Below are 15675 nucleotides of genomic sequence, written 5' to 3'. Positions count from 1 at the left end.
ATTGCATCCAGTTTACATACGAACGATAACAGAACCTCCAGCTGGTGCACAAACTTGGTTTTGCTATTGTTCCATGGATTTAATTAATTGATTATTTTCTTCGATTAATGAGATTAATTTAGCTAACTGATTTTCAAGGCTAGCGATGCGCTGCATCATATATTGTGAATCATGATGCAATGTATTCCTTGCGGGATGGGGGGAATAAACATACTGTTGATTTATATTTGGATTCCAATGAGGATACATTTGAATTGTTCCTCCTTCAATAAATTACGAAGCTTTCTTATAGTAAATGCCTATGTATAATTAATAGTTACTTGAAAATTTTTCAATATAAAAGGAGTATGTACAGAAAATGGAAAATATTATATGTGAAGTTAAAGTACATTTTTTTGAAATGTTCAAGTGAGATAGTGAATATATTAATACATTCAAGTAAGTGTATGTTGTTTAGCGAGAAATGATGGGAGGAGATGCAATTTTGGCTAAAAATAAAAAAAGAAATGATGCTTTGGCAATAGGTATTGGTATAGGAGTTGTAATCGGTGTATTCCAAGGTTATTTTACAAATAATTTAGTAATCGGAATTGTGATTGGGATCGTAATTGGGATTGCGTTTTTGAAGAAATAATGAGGTCTAAATTCATTTCAAAAATTGCTGTATCAAAAGAGTGAATTTTCGGAATATAAATCCTGTTTTTCCTTTTTTTGTGATATTATATATGAAAAGGATGGTGATGGATATGTCAACAAACAATCAAGTAGAACAAAACTGCTTCATTTGCGAAAAACATAAAGGAAATATTATAGTTCCAGGTGGAGCTATTTACGAAGATGAACTCGTTTACGTTGGACATGTCTACTGGGATAGTGAAGAAACATACCTAGGTTATGTAATGATAGATATAAAAAGACATGTACCTGGCCTTGCTGAACTAACAGATGAAGAAGCGAAAGCGTTCGGACTGATAACAAGTAGAGTAAGTAAAGCGCTAAAAGAAAGCGAAGGTGCAGAGCATATTTACACTTTTGTTTCAGGAAATGGTGTACCACATATGCATATGCACATTATTCCACGTTATCCGAACACACCAAAAGAATTTTGGTCACCAACCGAAGTAGCGAAATGGACTGGTGCACCATATGGTGATGAAGAGAAAATAAAAAAACTATGCGAAAGAATACGTAAGTATATGGTAAATGAGTATGCATACAACAAATAATACACAATATTCATGGGTTGGAAATATAGAAATGTGTTTAGGAGAAATTTCAGTTAAGCAATATGGTGATATTGTACTTGGTAAATATGGCGGGAATATAAGTGCTGGAGCGAAAAAGAATGAAGATGGTGCATTAGTTTGGTCAAATGGTGAATGGGAATTTGCAGCTATATTAGATGGACATAATAGTGCAGAAAGTGTTGATTTAGTAGTAAATACAATCGAAAAAGAATATGAAAATATAAAAGTAATTTTGAATGACCCAATTAATACAGTGTTTCAATCTATTGAAAATCATATACTGACAATTTTTCAGTCATCTTCATTTAAGGAAAGGTGCAAAAGAATACAAGGTGAAACAGCTTGCTTACTATGTGTAAGAAAAGAAAATTATATATGGTGGCTTTCTATTGGTGATTGTTTAGTGTATGTATTTCACGAAGAGTTACATAAGTTAGGACAATATGCATTAAATCAACGTCATTTTTACGAATGGATTGGAAATGTAAACACATTTGATTTACCTGTTCCTTGTTATTCATCAGGTATTCGTGAATTACGTACTGGAAAGAACCGAATTGTAATGGTGACAGATGGAGTATTAGAATGCGGGGAACGCCGATATGAAACACCATTAAATCTGTATAATAATATGAATAGAAATAATAAAAAGCTTGGAGAAAGTGTTCATCATGTATTAGAGCACGTTCATCATCAATTCGGACGTGATAGTGCGACTATAATTAGTTGGGACGTTGAAAATAAAGAGAATGCCACGTATCCGAGTGATCAACCTGATAAAAGGTAAAGGAGGAAACATCACTGTTTTGGGTTAAAGGAATTTTATTAGTAGTATGGATTATATCATTAGTTGTTTTGGAAAAAATAGTGAGGAAAAAACTAAATATACCGAAACAAACAGACTGGAATAGTAAATATGTAAATAACTTTCATAAATGGGGCACTAGGGCTCTTATCATTTCTTATATAATTGTTACCATGATATGTGCCACTTTAAATCCTATTTATATTAGTAATTTACCCATTTTATTTTTAATAACTTTATACTGCTTTCAATCATTTATGGAGTGGAAATTTGATAAAGAATCGAGAGAATATGTCATTTCTTTAGGAACGGTTCCGCTATTAGTAATAACAGGAATTATGCTTAATCTTTTCTTTTATAGATATTGGATTTAATTATATGTGGAATGAATGAGGAGATAAAATGAAAATGGCTAAATTACGTGCTGAAGCAATGATTTTAAATAAAGATCATTCTAAAGTACTTGTACAATGTGATTTAAGAGAAATATTTTATCGTTTTCCAGGCGGTTCTATTGAATTTGGTGAAACGGCAAAAGAAGCGATAATACGAGAATTAATGGAAGAATACGATTTGAAGATTGATGTCCAAGAACTAGCCGCTGTAAATGAGCATATTTTCGAATGGAACAACGAAATAGGACATCATTGTACATTCATACATTGGGGAACGGTTGAAGAGATAATTACAAATGAAACAAGGCATAAAGAACATGAAGATATTATATTAATTTGGAAAAGTCTAGACGAATTAAAGGAGAAACCAACATATCCTGAAGGAATTGTAAGTTGTTTAGAAGAGAATAACCGAAATATAGTCCACTTTATTTCTAAAAATAAATAAAGGAATAGGAGGTGGATAACAATGGGGACCTCTACAATTTTGATTATTATTATTGGACTAGGTATAGGTGGTTACTTTTTAGAACAGTTTTTAAGAAGAAAATTGAATATGGAGAAAAGAGGCTTCTTTGGATATAAGCATGTGAATAGTTTACATGTAAAATTAGAAATAGGGCTTATTATTATTTATGTAATAGGTAGTTATTATTATATGTTTAAATTTGAAAACTCTAAAATGGCTTATGTCATGTTCACTTATTTAGGAATATCTTGGACTTTAAGAGCATGGATGGAATGGAAGTATGATAGAGAATCAAAAGAGTATATACTTTCAATAACGGGAATGGTTGCATTTATATTGATGCTCTCAATACTATTTTATTTCGTTCCACCTGCTGTATAATAAAAAAATTGATAGTATAAATAATAAGATAACTAACGAATAAGAAACCATTTACTTAGGAATAAATGGTTTCTTATTCTGTGTATGAAATTCTGTCTTTTTCATTCAATCATTTATTTTAGCTAGTATGAATGTAATGAAATTTGTTTTGTCCTCCGCATACTTATGTTTATCAGTAGGATTAGCTTGTGAAAGTTGAATTTTTAATTGTTCATACTGTATACGAGATGTTTTATTGTCTATTAAGTAATCTCGAAATTGTAATTGTTCTATTAAATATTTATTTCCTTGTTCATACATATGAATTTGATGAGTTCGTGGCTCTCCTTTATTAAAATAGTATCTTTCAGGCAATACATCTTTTCTGTATTTATAATTTAGTAGTTCCAACTTTGCGATACATTGTATGCCAACTGCATTATCTTTTAGTTCTATTGCTATATCAATAATTGGCTTTGCACTTAAATGTGGAATAGAAGTACTACCAATATGGTGTATCGCTAAAATATGTTCGCCAATTTGTTCCTCAATGAATTGTTTCTCTTTCATAAACTCAATTTCCCATTCTTCAGTCCACGGCACTAAAAACACTTTCCCATACGGTAAACCTAACATTTAATTAGCACCTCTTTCAAAATAGTTTTCAAAAAGTTTATTACATCTTCTTAAAGCTTCTCAAAACAAGGTATTCCCACAATTTCCAAGGAAGAATCTTCTTCGCGAAGATCATAAATTTCACACCTTTACCAATAGGATATCGTAAAGTAATACGCTTTGTTTCAGCAATTTCAACGATTTTATTAGCAACATCTATCGGATTACCAAATGTATCACTACCGCTATTAATATGTTTTTGTATTTTATCCATATATTCTTTGTAAGGAGATGTTGTATCAGATTGGTTTTCAGCTAGTTGTTTACCAACCTCCCATATATTTGTGTTGTAAGAACCAGGTTCAATTAAAGCGACATCTATTCCGAAAGGTTTTAATTCTAAGCGAAGCGATTCACTCCAGCCTTCTAATGCATATTTTGAAGATACATAAGGAGATAAACCAGGAAATCCAACTTGGCCGCTAATGCTGCTTATATTAATGATTTTTCCGCTTCTTTGTTCTCTCATATATGGTAAAACAAGCTGAGTGATTGATATAGCTCCAAAAAGGTTCGTTTCAAATTGCTTTCGATATTCGCCTACTGGGATTTCTTCTACAAAGCCCCCATTTGCATATCCTGCATTATTTATAAGGAGATCTATTCTATTAATTTCTTTTAAAAACAATTGGAAATTATGTATAGAATTTTGATCTGTTACATCTAATTGTTGAACTTTTATATTTTGCTGTAAGTTAAGTAGAGTAACTTGAGATATTAAGTTCACTTGTTTTTCAAGGTTTCGCATTGTAGCGATAACTAAATAATCTTTTTTTGCGAGTTCGAGTGTAGTTAATAGTCCAAATCCACTTGAAGCTCCAGTAATTATTGCGATTTTTTTATTCATTTTTCGCCAGCTTTCTTTTTCTTTTATCATAACGAGTTATGATAAGAAAATCTATTATTCTTACATTCATTATGAAATCAATTTGTATGTAAAAAAAGGGGATCATAGGGAATGAGCGTATATAGAGTAGTGTATATTAATATGATAATGAAATGAGGGAAGAAAAATGGTCCATGTAAAAGCTGTATTAGCAGATCAGTTATTAGCAAATGCAAATGATCCCAGTTGGTATATGCCATTTTCAGATGCAGTTAAGGGTTTGTCTGAGAGGGAAGCTTTCTGGAAACCGAATGAAGAGAGTAATAGTATAGCCGAAATCGTACAACATTTACTGTATTGGAACTCTACGTGGCAAACTAGGTATAAAGAATCACATGTTAATGCAGTACCCGCTATTGGAGATAATAACAAAAGTTTTATGCTTTCAGATAATCAAACTTTCGATGAATTACGGGAAAAGCTACTAAAAAAACTGTTACAATGGCAAAATCTCATAAATGAAGAAAAGGTTGAAAGTGATGTAGTGGGATTTCCCGTTTCTGCAAAGTGGTGGGAAGTGCTAGCGAATGTAACAACTCATAATGCATATCATATTGGACAAATTATTTACATCCGAAAGTTACAGCAGAGCTTTGATAATGAATAAGATAATAGTTCTCAAATTAGGTGAACAAAAGTGGACAAAACGAGACAAATGTCTCATTTTGTCCACTTTTTTATTATGAAAGAAAAGAGAAAAACTATTAAAGCAAGGATTAGAATTTGGCACGGTACTTGCAATATAAAAGACGAACAAGAAAATAGGAGGGCTGGACATGTTAAAAACAACTGAAAGTAAAGGGAATGAAATTACGAAAGAACAAGCTCGTTGGATGTACGAAAAAATGTTAGAGATTCGTAAGTTTGAAGATAAGGTGCATGAATTGTTCGCGCAAGGCGTTTTGCCAGGTTTCGTTCATTTATACGCAGGTGAAGAAGCGGTAGCAGTTGGTGTATGTGCCCACTTAACGGATAGTGACAGTATTACAAGTACACATAGAGGTCATGGACATTGTATCGCAAAAGGTTGTGATTTAAATGGTATGATGGCTGAACTTTTCGGGAAAGCGACAGGATTATGTAAAGGAAAAGGCGGTTCCATGCATATTGCCGATTTAGATAAAGGAATGCTAGGTGCGAATGGCATTGTAGGCGGCGGTTTCCCACTTGCTTGCGGTTCAGCATTAACAGCTAAATATAAAGGAACAAAAGATGTAAGTATTTGCTTCTTCGGTGACGGAGCAAATAATGAAGGGACATTTCATGAAGGGGTTAATTTAGCAGCGATTTGGAAGTTACCAGTTATTTTTATCGCAGAAAATAACGGTTACGGTGAAGCAACTACATTTGAATATGCTTCAAGTTGTGATTCTATTGCTGATCGTGCAAAAGCTTATAATATTCCAGGTGTTCAAGTAGATGGAAAAGATCTTCTAGCTGTATATAAAGCTGCTGCAGAAGCAGTGGAACGTGCGCGTAATGGGGATGGTCCAACAATTATTGAATGTATGACATATCGTAATTATGGTCATTTCGAAGGTGAAGCGCAAACATATAAAACATCAGAAGAAAAAGAAGAACATTTAAATGAAAAAGATGCAATTGTGAATTTCCGTAAGCATTTAATTCATGAAGGTTTATTAACGGAATCTGAACTTGTTGATATGGAAAAAGCAGTAGATGATGCAGTACAAAGATCCATTGAATTTAGTGAAAATAGTCCATACCCAGACGATGAAGAATTATTAAAAGATGTATACGTTTCTTACAAATAAGAGGAGGGTGAAAAATTATGACTAGAACAGTAAGTATGTCAACTGCAATTAATGAAGCGATGAAAATCTCAATGCGTCGTGATGAAAATGTAATTTTAATAGGTGAAGATGTTGCAGGCGGTGCACAAGTTGATCATCTGCAAGATGATGAAGCTTGGGGTGGTGTTCTTGGTGTTACGAAAGGACTTGTACAAGAGTTTGGCCGAAATCGTATATTGGATACACCAATTTCTGAAGCGGGTTATATGGGAGCTGCGATGGCAGCTGCTGCAACTGGATTACGTCCGATAGCTGAGTTAATGTTTAATGATTTTATCGGTAGTTGTCTTGATCAAGTATTAAACCAAGGTGCGAAATTCCGTTATATGTTTGGAGGTAAAGCAAAAGTACCCGTTACAGTACGTACGATGCATGGCGCTGGTTTTAGTGCAGCAGCTCAGCATTCACAAAGTTTGTACGCATTATTTACGAGCATACCAGGTATTAAAGTTGTTGTTCCTTCCACACCGTATGATGCAAAAGGCTTATTATTAGCAGCAATTGAAGATGATGATCCAGTAATCTTCTTTGAGGATAAAACACTTTACAATATGAAAGGTGAAGTGCCAGAAGGATACTATACAATTCCATTAGGAAAAGCAGATATTAAACGGGAAGGTTCTGATGTAACAATTGTCGCGATCGGAAAGCAAGTTCATACAGCACTTGCAGCTGCAAAGCAATTATCGAAAAAGGGGCTTGAAGTAGAAGTAATTGATCCACGATCTTTATCACCGCTTGATGAAGATACTATTTTATCATCTGTTGAAAAAACAAATCGTCTTATCGTCATTGATGAAGCGAATCCTAGATGTAGTATTGCAACAGATATTGCGGCAATTGTAGCGGATAAAGGTTTTGATTTGCTAGATGCACCTATTAAACGAATTACAGCACCACACACACCTGTTCCGTTCTCACCGCCACTTGAAAAGTTGTATTTGCCAACGCCAGAAAAAGTAATTGAAACTGTATCAGAAATGATCGGAGACCAATCTTTATTACATGTGTAATAAAACGATGAGAAGGGAGAGAGAAACATGGCTGTAGAAGTTGTAATGCCGAAGTTAGGTATGGCGATGAAAGAAGGTATTATTACGAGCTGGAATATTAAAGCAGGCGATAATGTAGCAAAAGGAGAACTAATTGCTAGTATTAATTCAGAAAAAATTGAAACGGAAATTGAAGCGCCAGCTGATGGTACGGTGCTTGATATAGCTGTAAGTGAAGATGAAGGGGTGCCGCCTGGTACTGTAATTTGCTACATCGGTAAACCGAATGAAAAAGTAGAAATGCAGGAAAGCACACATGTGGTAGAAGAAAAAACATCTAATATAGAAGTACAAAATGTACAAAATCAAGAACCAAATGGGAAAGAAGTAGCGAAGCAAAGAATTAAAATTTCACCTGTAGCGAAGAAAATTGCAAAGTCTGAAAATTTGGATATCAAGGTATTGGTTGGTACAGGTCCTGGCGGAAGGATTACAAAGGCAGATGTATTAAAAGCACTTGAGGTAAGAGGAATCGTTCCGGAAATATCTGAACAAGAAGAAAGTAACGTGATTCCTGTTACTGGTATGCGTAAAGCGATCGCAAATCGTATGCACGCAAGCTTACAAAATAGCGCACAATTAACGTTAACGATGAAAGTAGATGTAACAGATTTAGTTGCTTTACATAAAGAAATAGCGAAAGTTGTACAAAAAAGATATGATAATAAATTAACCATTACGGATTTCGTCTCGCGTGCTACTGTATTAGCACTTGGAGAGCATAAAGAAATGAACAGCGCTTATATAGATGATGCAATTCATCAATTTGAACATGTGCATTTAGGCATGGCAGTCGCATTAGAAAAAGGGTTAATCGTTCCAGCTATTCGCTTTGCAAATAATTTATCTTTAGTAGAGTTGTCTAAAGAGATTAAGAATGTGGCACAAAAGGCACGAGCAGGTAGCTTAAGTAGTGATGATATGCACGGAACGACATTTACAATTAGTAATTTAGGTAGCTTTGGTATTGAATATTTTACGCCGGTATTAAATACACCTGAAACTGGTATTTTAGGTGTAGGTGCAATTGAACATGTTCCTGTATTTAAAGGGAAAAAATTAAGAAAAGGAAGTATGTTACCTTTAAGTTTAACATTCGATCATCGTGTATTAGACGGTGCACCAGCAGCTGCATTTTTACGCACAATTAAACATTATTTAGAAGAACCTATAACAATTCTTTTATAAAGAGAAGGTGAGAGAATGAGTAAATTAGTTGTTATTGGGGGCGGACCTGCTGGCTATGTAGCAGCAATTACCGCGGCTCAAAATGGCAAAGATGTCACTCTTATTGATGAAGCTGACCTTGGCGGAACATGTTTAAATGTTGGGTGTATGCCGACGAAATCACTGTTAGAAAGTGCTGAAGTACATGACATTGTGAGAAAAGCGAATGATTATGGAGTTACACTTAATACAGAAAATATCTCAATTGATTGGGGTCAAATACAGGCGAGGAAATCACAAATCGTAATGCAACTTGTCCAAGGAATACAATATTTAATGAAGAAAAATAAAATTAAAGTTGTAAAAGGAAAAGCGAAATTCGAAACGGATCATCGTGTGCGAGTTGTACAAGGAAATAAAGAAGAATTAATCGATGGAGAGAGCTTTATTATCGCAGCTGGTTCCAAGTCTACAGAGCTACCATTCGCTCCGTTCGATGGAAAATGGATTTTAAATAGTAGCCATGCAATGTCTCTTGAGAGTGTACCATCTTCATTGTTAATCGTTGGCGGTGGTGTAATAGGATGCGAGTTTGCAAGTATTTATAGTAGACTTGGCACAAAAGTATCGATAGTTGAGATGGCACCGCAATTACTACCTGGTGAAGATGAAGATATTGCGAATATTTTAAGAGGAAAATTAGAAAAAGATGGTGTGGAAATTTTTACGGGAGCAGTTTTAAAAGGATTAAATAACTATAAGAAGCAAGCTGTATTTGAATACGAGGGAATTACTCACGAAGTAACTCCAGAATTTGTTCTTGTTTCCATAGGAAGAAAACCACAAGTACAACAATTAGGATTAGAAAAGGCAGGAGTTCAGTTTTCAAATAAAGGGATTGCTGTGAATGAACATATGCAAACGAACGTATCGCATATTTACGCAGCTGGTGATGTGATTGGTGGAATTCAGCTTGCTCACGTTGCCTTCCATGAAGGAACGACAGCAGCATTACACGCAAGCGGAGAAGACGTGAAAGTAAATTATTACGCTGTGCCCCGTTGTATATACACAGCTCCAGAAATAGCTAGTGTCGGGTTAAGTGAAAAAGGTGCAAGAGAACAATATGGTGATATTCTCATCGGAGAATTCCCTTTTACAGCGAACGGAAAAGCTCTTATTTTAGGAGAACAAGTAGGGAAAGTAAAAGTCATTGTGGAACCTAAATACCAAGAAATTGTAGGGATTTCTATTATCGGTCCTTATGCAACTGAACTTATTGGTCAAGGAACCGTAATGATTCATACAGAAGTTACCGCTGATATAATGAGAGATTATATTGCAGCACATCCAACTTTATCTGAGGCGATTCATGAAGCGTTAATGCAAGCAGTAGGACATGCTGTACATGCTTAAATAGAAATATGATAAACCACTATTCTCTAAATGAAAGAGAGAATAGTGGTTTGAATTTTTATAGAAGAAATTAAATATCTTATTACTATTTAATTTCAATCGCTGAAGTAATATCGTTCCAATCAGCAGCTAAATTAGCAGTTTTACCGTACCAATCAGCATGTTTAAATACAACGCCTTTTCCATATCCTTGTGTTGAAGTGTGCTCCCAAAGTGTCGTTGAATAACTTGCAGAAGGTGACGCTGTACTTACAGAAGAAATTCTGTCATTCCAGCTAGATGGTAAGTTTTTAAAGCCGCTACTCCAGTAAATATATTGGCCACCTTTATCTTTATGTTCATAAAAATCAGTACTACCAGCACCGCTACCTAAAGGATTAATTTTATTTTTAATTGCTTTTTTATCCTTTTCAATATACGCATTTAATGTTTCACGGCTAGTAAAACCATAAGCTAGCCAATCTCCATTTTCATTTTGCTTAGGTAATACCATAGTAATTTGGATATCTTTCTTATCCTGATCACTTAATTTTGCAAATGAATTAACATTTTGTTCATCCACTTTTAAATAATCAAATGACTTAATTGTGTTACTTTTTCTTCAGCACTTACCGCACCTAGTCCTCCAGTTAATGCAAAACCCGCTACTAATGTCCCTGCTACTAATTTCTTCAACATATAACCATCCCTTTTTGTTTGAATTTTTGTACAGGTGAATCGTGTACAGCTAAAATGTATTCTAATTTTATACTTTTGTAAATATTCTGAAGTTTTAGAAATAATAGGTGGAATATTTACAGTTTTATATTTTTTCTTTAGAAAGAATGGTTATTGGAATGATACAATAAGTGGATATATTGTTTTTACTGGATGTAAAGATGTTTTAAGAGAGGTGTCATTGAAATATTTTACAAGAGATTGGTATAAAGAAATGCAAGTTTTAGAATTTGTAAGTTTTATAGATTCTATAAAAGAATGGTCGGAAATGGATATAGAAAGTTTAAAGGAGGAAATTGAGAAAAGGAAAATAGATTTATTAAAGTTCCTTCCTGAATCGATATACTCAATTATACAAAACATCACAATTAATTCAGAATACCCATCAGGTGAACTGAAAAAACTTATGCAAAAGTGGACAACAGATTATGAGAAAAGAGTGGCACAATTAGATCAATCATACGTAGAATATTTTAATTCCATTGAGAAAAAACTTCCGTCAAATGTCGCTCAGTTACACAAGACATCACTACACGATAGTGTAATTAAAGTAGTAAAGAGAAAGTCAGAAGATACTTTGTCTATCATATTAGATTGCAGTGGTACTTTTAGTGAATTTGATAAACTTGAAGTAACCTTTATCCCGCATTAACGGGCAGTAAGGCACCCGCCTCAAAATGCAGCGAAAGCAAAGAAGGTAGGTGGGGATCAACTGCCCGTAAAAGCCCAATTGGTTAGGGCTAATAATCAGTGGGAGATGAACAAAACCCCCACTGATTAAAGTTTCACTTTATAGGAGTAACAAAGTGTTCTATGCCGGAAAACTTTGAAAGTGCTTGGTGGCTATATCATGAAATAGCTCTTACTGAAGATGGTTTTGAACTAGGTGTTTTATTTGACTCTCCATTTAGAGAAGTGACGATTTGCGCAGCAGATGTATTACTTGTGAAGAAATAATGTTGTATGGAGTATTACAAACGTTTGACATAATAAAAAAATAAAGTTATTGTAGATACATGAAGTCTACAATAGGAGCTGTACTATGAAATATTCTAAAGCTACAAATTATGCTCTTCATACAATGCTTTTTCTGGCAAAGGCCACACCAAATAAGTTAGTTAGTGTTCACCAATTAGCAGAAATGCAAAATGTTTCACCAACGTACTTGTCTAAAATACTAACTAAGTTGACGAAGGAAGGGATGATACATTCATCATCTGGTCCAAAGGGCGGTTACTCGCTTAGTAAGAATTGGGAAGATATTTCATTTTTAGATATTATACATGCAATTGAAGGCAAAACATCATTGTTTGACTGTTGTTTACATGACAAACCTGGATGTTTAATTAATGAGGCAATGCTCGCAGCAGAAGAGAAAATGGAAGAAGAGTTAAGAAATCAAAAAATCGTAGATCTTGCGAAAAAAATAAAAGTGGATTTTTAATCTGCTTTTATTTTTAAATTAATTAAGGATAAAAAGGCTCTTTAATATCTTTAATTGTAGTTAGAAAATAATATGTAGAAGGAGAGAAGATGATGAATAATTTTTGGAATGATCGATATAAATCAGATGAATATTTTTACGGGGAAGAACCTAATACATTTATTAAAGAACAAGCATTTCGTTTAGAAAATCACAATAAAGTAATAGCTTTCGCAGAGGGAGAAGGTAGAAATGCTGTATTTCTAGCAAGACAAGGGAACGAAGTAACAGCTATTGATTATTCGGAAGATGGATTAGAAAAGACAAAAAAATTGGCAGAGAAGCATAACGTAAACGTGCATACAAAAAAAGTAGATTTATTAGCTGATTGTTTGCCAGAAAATGAATATGATGCGGCAATTATGGTATTTGGACATTTTCATGATGATTATAAAAAAATGATATTAGATAAAATGATACAAACGATAAAACCTGGTGGATTAATTATGTTTGAAGTTTACTCAAAAAAACAAATAAACTATAGTACTGGTGGACCAAAAGATGTTGATATGCTGTATGATCCAATTGATATTCTTACTTGGTGTGAAGAACATAAGGTAATTCATTTCTTTAATGGAGAACAAGAGCGAGTTGAAGGGAAAGGGCACACTGGTTTAGCTGATGTTATTCAAGTTGTTATTAGAAAATGAATATAAGTGTTAATGAAAGGTAAATGTATGAATGTAAAAAGACCAGTCATTTAAGGCTGGTCTTTCTATTTAGATACTAAATTATCAAGCTTCCAATATGTATTTGTTAACGGTGCAGCTTTGCTATCTATGTATAAATACATATTATTTAAATCTTTTGGTGAAGTTTTCAGTTCAAATACAACGTCAGTAGTTAAAGAGAATTCGTGCGGAACATTTTTATAGTGCTCGTCACCTATCGGATGAGCTTCACCTTCATATTTCTGACCAGTTTTTTCATCTTGTATGAAATATTTTATTTCCGAAAGATCAATAGTTTGTCCATCGTCTCGAACATTATTAATCATAATACGAGTAGTAAGGCGCCGCTCTTCGTCTAATTTTTCAAACTTTGCATTTTCAACTGTCGCTCTATAGTATTCGTTTTTAACTATTTCTCCATAGTGCATTGCATTCTTTTCGAGAGCGCTCTTTTCTTGTTTTGGTGTAGTATTGCTATTACATCCTGTTAATATTCCAGTAAATAATAATGCTGTACATGTCGTTTTGATTAATTGATTTCATAGTAATCCCTTTCTGTATTAAAAAGTAAAATATAGGAATAATTTTACATCAACAGGAAGGTAAATGGAAGTATTTTTGCGTAATATACAGATATGCATTTATTTGGTTGGCAAATTAATGGGATAGAAAGAGGGAGAAGACTGTATAAAACGGAATAAATAAGAACTGAAAATATTGTAAAATGAAAGAGGCATGCATATAATTAAAATAAAGTTTAAGTTTCTGAATCTTCAATAACGGTGGTGATAACATGTTTACTGAAGAGCGTCGAGAGAAAATTTTAGAACTACTTAATACAGATGGAAGAGTAATCGCAAAGGATCTTGCGGAAAGATTTGATATGTCTATTGATTCTATAAGAAGAGATTTGTCTATTATGGAAAAGGATGGTTTATTAAAAAGAACGCACGGAGGTGCAATTGAACTTACGCGAGTGAGAAATTTAGCTGCGGAACCAACTAAACGTTATAGTGATAGCTCAATATATGAGGACACAATTGCAAGAGTTGCAGTATCTTATATACAAGAAGGTGATTCAATTTTTATTGGCGGGGCTTCCATTCATAATGCGATGCTGAAATATTTACCGGAAGTATCATTTACGGTTATTACGAATTCTATAGAAATAGCTGGTTATCTACGAGAATATAAGAATATTGATACGTATTTAATTGGCGGAAAAGTAAAACCTTCAGGAAATATTACTGATACACTTGCCTCTGAATTGATAAGTAGATTTTCTATTGATCTTTATTTCTCTACAGGTGGAGGCATTTCATTACAAGGTATTAGTACTGCAACACCTGAAGTTGCTTATTTTAGTAAAAGAGTAAGTGAAATTGCTAGAAGAAATATTTGTTTAGCTCCGCATAATAAACTTGGAATAGATTGTTTTATAAGAGGAGAGTCTCTAAAAGAAATTGACCTTATTATAACTGACGAAGAGGCTAGTAAAGAAACTGTTCAGGAATTTGAGAAACAAGGTAAACAAGTTGTAATAGCGCCATTATATTCATTTGAAAGGAGTTTGACATGATTGTAAAAGAGCAAGAGTTTCATATAAATGGATTAACTTATACAATTCGTTCTGCAGCTGAGAAAGATGCTGAGCAGTTATCGAAAATTAGAGTTCAGATTGATGGAGAAACTGAAAATATGGATCGAGATGCTGGAGAGGGATTTATAGATGACCTAGGGTTTCAAAAAATAATAAAAACAGATAGTGAAGAGACGAAGAATCTCTTTTTAGTTGCAGAAGTGCACAATCGAATCATTGGATTTTCAAGGTGTGAAGGATCAAATTTTAAGAGATTATCTCATAAAGTGGAGTTTGGCGTTTGTATTTTAAAAGAGTTTTGGGGATATAGAATGGGTAAGAGCCTATTACAACAATCTATTAAATGGGCTGACGAAAATGCAGTAAATAAAATATCTTTACAAGTATTAGAGACAAACGAGAAAGCTATTCATCTTTATAAAAAATTAGGTTTTGAAGTAGAAGGCGTTTTAAAAAATGACAAAAGACTATCGGACGGAAAGTATTATAATACGGTAGTGATGGGAAGGTTTACTGATACTTTTCATAAAAGAGGTGAAGAAGTATGTTTTACAGAAGGAAGTACTATGTAGTGAAAAATGAATTCATAGAAGTATTTAATGATCATTTCAATAACACAAACTTACCTAATCAATTAAAGCATGGTTCTAAGCTAATAGGACGCTGGATGAAAGATAATAAGAATGGTACGTCTGAAGTATTTGCCATATGGGAATATGATAGTTATGAACAGTATAAAGAAATAGAATCGAAAATTAGAAGTGACGAGAATCATATTAGAAGAATACATGAATGGTATGAAAAATATGGTGGGAAAGAATATGTTTTACAGGAGTATATAGTAGAGATGAAAAATGAAGAGTTAGTATGTACTGTAAAGTAATAGAGGGGTGAGGGATAATAGGAATGAAAACAAAA

The 15675-nt window shown here is 33.6% G+C and carries 20 protein-coding genes and 3 pseudogenes; 18 read left to right on the top strand and 5 right to left on the bottom strand.

Translation table 11 applies throughout. The features are described from left to right. Window positions 1-63: 63 nt before the first annotated feature. Entirely contained in the window at window positions 64-249 is a 186-nt protein-coding gene (locus ACTJJY_RS06950) for a hypothetical protein (RefSeq protein WP_440605291.1), read from the bottom strand. Window positions 250-466: 217 nt separating this feature from the next. Here ACTJJY_RS06950 and ACTJJY_RS06945 point away from each other — a divergent pair, with 217 nt between their 5' ends. The 6 genes from ACTJJY_RS06945 to ACTJJY_RS06920 all read left to right on the top strand — a co-directional run bounded on the left by ACTJJY_RS06945 (window position 467) and on the right by ACTJJY_RS06920 (window position 3297). Further along, window positions 467-634, top strand: coding sequence for a hypothetical protein (locus ACTJJY_RS06945; RefSeq protein WP_000508397.1), 168 nt, complete (start codon window positions 467-469; stop codon window positions 632-634). A gap of 91 nt (window positions 635-725) precedes the next feature. Next, window positions 726-1226, top strand: a complete 501-nt coding sequence (locus ACTJJY_RS06940; RefSeq protein WP_025118383.1) for an HIT family protein — start codon at window positions 726-728, stop codon at window positions 1224-1226. Next, the gene (locus ACTJJY_RS06935) at window positions 1210-2034 is read left to right on the top strand and encodes a PP2C family serine/threonine-protein phosphatase (RefSeq protein WP_440605290.1); all 825 of its coding nucleotides are present in this window, start codon (window positions 1210-1212) and stop codon (window positions 2032-2034) included. Before ACTJJY_RS06940 ends, ACTJJY_RS06935 begins: the two co-directional genes overlap by 17 nt. A 68-nt stretch (window positions 2035-2102) precedes the next feature. Further along, window positions 2103-2426 carry a DUF4181 domain-containing protein gene (locus ACTJJY_RS06930; protein ID WP_440605289.1) on the top strand — a complete coding sequence of 108 codons (324 nt, stop codon included), beginning with the start codon at window positions 2103-2105 and terminating at the stop codon, window positions 2424-2426. Between the two features lie 28 nt (window positions 2427-2454). After that, window positions 2455-2895 carry an NUDIX domain-containing protein gene (locus tag ACTJJY_RS06925; protein WP_440605288.1) on the top strand — a complete coding sequence of 147 codons (441 nt, stop codon included), beginning with the start codon at window positions 2455-2457 and terminating at the stop codon, window positions 2893-2895. Window positions 2896-2916: 21 nt separating this feature from the next. Then, window positions 2917-3297, top strand: a complete 381-nt coding sequence (locus ACTJJY_RS06920; protein WP_440605287.1) for a DUF4181 domain-containing protein — start codon at window positions 2917-2919, stop codon at window positions 3295-3297. Between the two features lie 105 nt (window positions 3298-3402). Here ACTJJY_RS06920 and ACTJJY_RS06915 read toward each other — a convergent pair whose 3' ends face one another. Together ACTJJY_RS06915 and ACTJJY_RS06910 are read right to left on the bottom strand one after the other, a co-directional pair. Next, a complete protein-coding gene (locus tag ACTJJY_RS06915) occupies window positions 3403-3912 on the bottom strand; it encodes a GrpB family protein (protein ID WP_440605286.1) in 510 nt (169 codons plus the stop codon). A gap of 40 nt (window positions 3913-3952) precedes the next feature. Then, window positions 3953-4798 (bottom strand): oxidoreductase, encoded by an 846-nt coding sequence (locus ACTJJY_RS06910; protein WP_440605353.1) that lies wholly within the window; start codon window positions 4796-4798, stop codon window positions 3953-3955. Window positions 4799-4964: 166 nt separating this feature from the next. Between ACTJJY_RS06910 and ACTJJY_RS06905 the strand changes: the two genes are divergently transcribed. The 5 genes from ACTJJY_RS06905 (at window position 4965) to lpdA (ending at window position 10286) form a co-directional block, all read left to right on the top strand. After that, window positions 4965-5444: a DinB family protein gene (locus ACTJJY_RS06905; protein WP_440605285.1), complete on the top strand. Its 480-nt coding sequence runs from the start codon at window positions 4965-4967 to the stop codon at window positions 5442-5444. Window positions 5445-5613: 169 nt separating this feature from the next. After that, complete coding sequence (acoA, locus tag ACTJJY_RS06900; RefSeq protein WP_440605284.1) at window positions 5614-6612, top strand: acetoin:2,6-dichlorophenolindophenol oxidoreductase subunit alpha; 999 nt, start codon at window positions 5614-5616, stop codon at window positions 6610-6612. A gap of 17 nt (window positions 6613-6629) precedes the next feature. Next, window positions 6630-7664 carry an acetoin:2,6-dichlorophenolindophenol oxidoreductase subunit beta gene (gene acoB, locus ACTJJY_RS06895; protein WP_000198898.1) on the top strand — a complete coding sequence of 345 codons (1035 nt, stop codon included), beginning with the start codon at window positions 6630-6632 and terminating at the stop codon, window positions 7662-7664. Window positions 7665-7691: 27 nt separating this feature from the next. Then, window positions 7692-8891, top strand: coding sequence for a dihydrolipoamide acetyltransferase family protein (locus ACTJJY_RS06890; protein WP_440605283.1), 1200 nt, complete (start codon window positions 7692-7694; stop codon window positions 8889-8891). A gap of 15 nt (window positions 8892-8906) precedes the next feature. Then, window positions 8907-10286 carry a dihydrolipoyl dehydrogenase gene (gene lpdA / locus ACTJJY_RS06885; protein WP_440605282.1) on the top strand — a complete coding sequence of 460 codons (1380 nt, stop codon included), beginning with the start codon at window positions 8907-8909 and terminating at the stop codon, window positions 10284-10286. An 85-nt stretch (window positions 10287-10371) separates the two neighbouring features. Here the strand turns inward: lpdA and ACTJJY_RS06880 are convergent. Further along, a pseudogene (locus tag ACTJJY_RS06880) lies at window positions 10372-10964 on the bottom strand (hypothetical protein). A 220-nt stretch (window positions 10965-11184) separates the two neighbouring features. Here ACTJJY_RS06880 and ACTJJY_RS06875 point away from each other — a divergent pair. From ACTJJY_RS06875 to ACTJJY_RS06860, 4 genes and pseudogenes are all read left to right on the top strand, one after another. Continuing rightward, window positions 11185-11640: pseudogene (locus ACTJJY_RS06875) on the top strand (DUF4085 family protein); the annotation flags it as partial. Window positions 11641-11792: 152 nt separating this feature from the next. Beyond that, window positions 11793-11960: pseudogene (locus tag ACTJJY_RS06870) on the top strand (DUF4085 family protein); the annotation flags it as partial. Window positions 11961-12045: 85 nt separating this feature from the next. Then, complete coding sequence (locus tag ACTJJY_RS06865; protein ID WP_000877649.1) at window positions 12046-12447, top strand: Rrf2 family transcriptional regulator; 402 nt, start codon at window positions 12046-12048, stop codon at window positions 12445-12447. 89 nt (window positions 12448-12536) lie between these two features. Then, window positions 12537-13136 (top strand): class I SAM-dependent methyltransferase, encoded by a 600-nt coding sequence (locus ACTJJY_RS06860; RefSeq protein WP_440605281.1) that lies wholly within the window; start codon window positions 12537-12539, stop codon window positions 13134-13136. Window positions 13137-13201: 65 nt separating this feature from the next. Here ACTJJY_RS06860 and ACTJJY_RS06855 read toward each other — a convergent pair whose 3' ends face one another. Then, the gene (locus tag ACTJJY_RS06855; RefSeq protein ID WP_440605352.1) at window positions 13202-13687 is read right to left on the bottom strand and encodes a hypothetical protein; all 486 of its coding nucleotides are present in this window, start codon (window positions 13685-13687) and stop codon (window positions 13202-13204) included. Window positions 13688-13950: 263 nt separating this feature from the next. Between ACTJJY_RS06855 and ACTJJY_RS06850 the strand changes: the two genes are divergently transcribed. From ACTJJY_RS06850 to ACTJJY_RS06840, 3 genes are read left to right on the top strand one after another with little or no spacing between them, the layout of a single operon-like run. Next, window positions 13951-14736, top strand: a complete 786-nt coding sequence (locus tag ACTJJY_RS06850; RefSeq protein WP_440605280.1) for a DeoR/GlpR family DNA-binding transcription regulator — start codon at window positions 13951-13953, stop codon at window positions 14734-14736. Beyond that, window positions 14733-15329, top strand: a complete 597-nt coding sequence (locus ACTJJY_RS06845) for an N-acetyltransferase family protein (RefSeq protein ID WP_440605279.1) — start codon at window positions 14733-14735, stop codon at window positions 15327-15329. Before ACTJJY_RS06850 ends, ACTJJY_RS06845 begins: the two co-directional genes overlap by 4 nt. Further along, window positions 15302-15640: an NIPSNAP family protein gene (locus ACTJJY_RS06840; protein WP_440605278.1), complete on the top strand. Its 339-nt coding sequence runs from the start codon at window positions 15302-15304 to the stop codon at window positions 15638-15640. Before ACTJJY_RS06845 ends, ACTJJY_RS06840 begins: the two co-directional genes overlap by 28 nt. Window positions 15641-15675 lie beyond the last annotated feature (35 nt).

Source organism: Bacillus sp. 22475 (assembly GCF_052044835.1).
Taxonomy (GTDB): Bacteria; Bacillota; Bacilli; order Bacillales; family Bacillaceae_G; genus Bacillus_A; species Bacillus_A cereus.
This window is presented reverse-complemented; position numbering and strand designations above follow the sequence as displayed.

Excerpts from the sequence above, each read along its gene's own strand:
- lpdA (WP_440605282.1), top strand. The coding sequence starts at position 8,907 with ATGAGTAAATTAGTTGTTATTGGGGGCGGACCTGCTGGCTATGTAGCA.
- ACTJJY_RS06860 (WP_440605281.1), top strand. The coding sequence starts at position 12,537 with ATGATGAATAATTTTTGGAATGATCGATATAAATCAGATGAATATTTT.
- ACTJJY_RS06920 (WP_440605287.1), top strand. The coding sequence starts at position 2,917 with ATGGGGACCTCTACAATTTTGATTATTATTATTGGACTAGGTATAGGT.
- ACTJJY_RS06950 (WP_440605291.1), bottom strand. The coding sequence starts at position 249 with ATGTATCCTCATTGGAATCCAAATATAAATCAACAGTATGTTTATTCC.
- ACTJJY_RS06905 (WP_440605285.1), top strand. The coding sequence starts at position 4,965 with ATGGTCCATGTAAAAGCTGTATTAGCAGATCAGTTATTAGCAAATGCA.
- ACTJJY_RS06910 (WP_440605353.1), bottom strand. The coding sequence starts at position 4,798 with ATGAATAAAAAAATCGCAATAATTACTGGAGCTTCAAGTGGATTTGGA.
- ACTJJY_RS06865 (WP_000877649.1), top strand. The coding sequence starts at position 12,046 with ATGAAATATTCTAAAGCTACAAATTATGCTCTTCATACAATGCTTTTT.
- ACTJJY_RS06925 (WP_440605288.1), top strand. The coding sequence starts at position 2,455 with ATGAAAATGGCTAAATTACGTGCTGAAGCAATGATTTTAAATAAAGAT.
- ACTJJY_RS06945 (WP_000508397.1), top strand. The coding sequence starts at position 467 with ATGGGAGGAGATGCAATTTTGGCTAAAAATAAAAAAAGAAATGATGCT.
- ACTJJY_RS06915 (WP_440605286.1), bottom strand. The coding sequence starts at position 3,912 with ATGTTAGGTTTACCGTATGGGAAAGTGTTTTTAGTGCCGTGGACTGAA.
- ACTJJY_RS06840 (WP_440605278.1), top strand. The coding sequence starts at position 15,302 with ATGTTTTACAGAAGGAAGTACTATGTAGTGAAAAATGAATTCATAGAA.
- acoB (WP_000198898.1), top strand. The coding sequence starts at position 6,630 with ATGACTAGAACAGTAAGTATGTCAACTGCAATTAATGAAGCGATGAAA.
- acoA (WP_440605284.1), top strand. The coding sequence starts at position 5,614 with ATGTTAAAAACAACTGAAAGTAAAGGGAATGAAATTACGAAAGAACAA.
- ACTJJY_RS06845 (WP_440605279.1), top strand. The coding sequence starts at position 14,733 with ATGATTGTAAAAGAGCAAGAGTTTCATATAAATGGATTAACTTATACA.
- ACTJJY_RS06940 (WP_025118383.1), top strand. The coding sequence starts at position 726 with ATGAAAAGGATGGTGATGGATATGTCAACAAACAATCAAGTAGAACAA.
- ACTJJY_RS06935 (WP_440605290.1), top strand. The coding sequence starts at position 1,210 with ATGCATACAACAAATAATACACAATATTCATGGGTTGGAAATATAGAA.
- ACTJJY_RS06850 (WP_440605280.1), top strand. The coding sequence starts at position 13,951 with ATGTTTACTGAAGAGCGTCGAGAGAAAATTTTAGAACTACTTAATACA.
- ACTJJY_RS06890 (WP_440605283.1), top strand. The coding sequence starts at position 7,692 with ATGGCTGTAGAAGTTGTAATGCCGAAGTTAGGTATGGCGATGAAAGAA.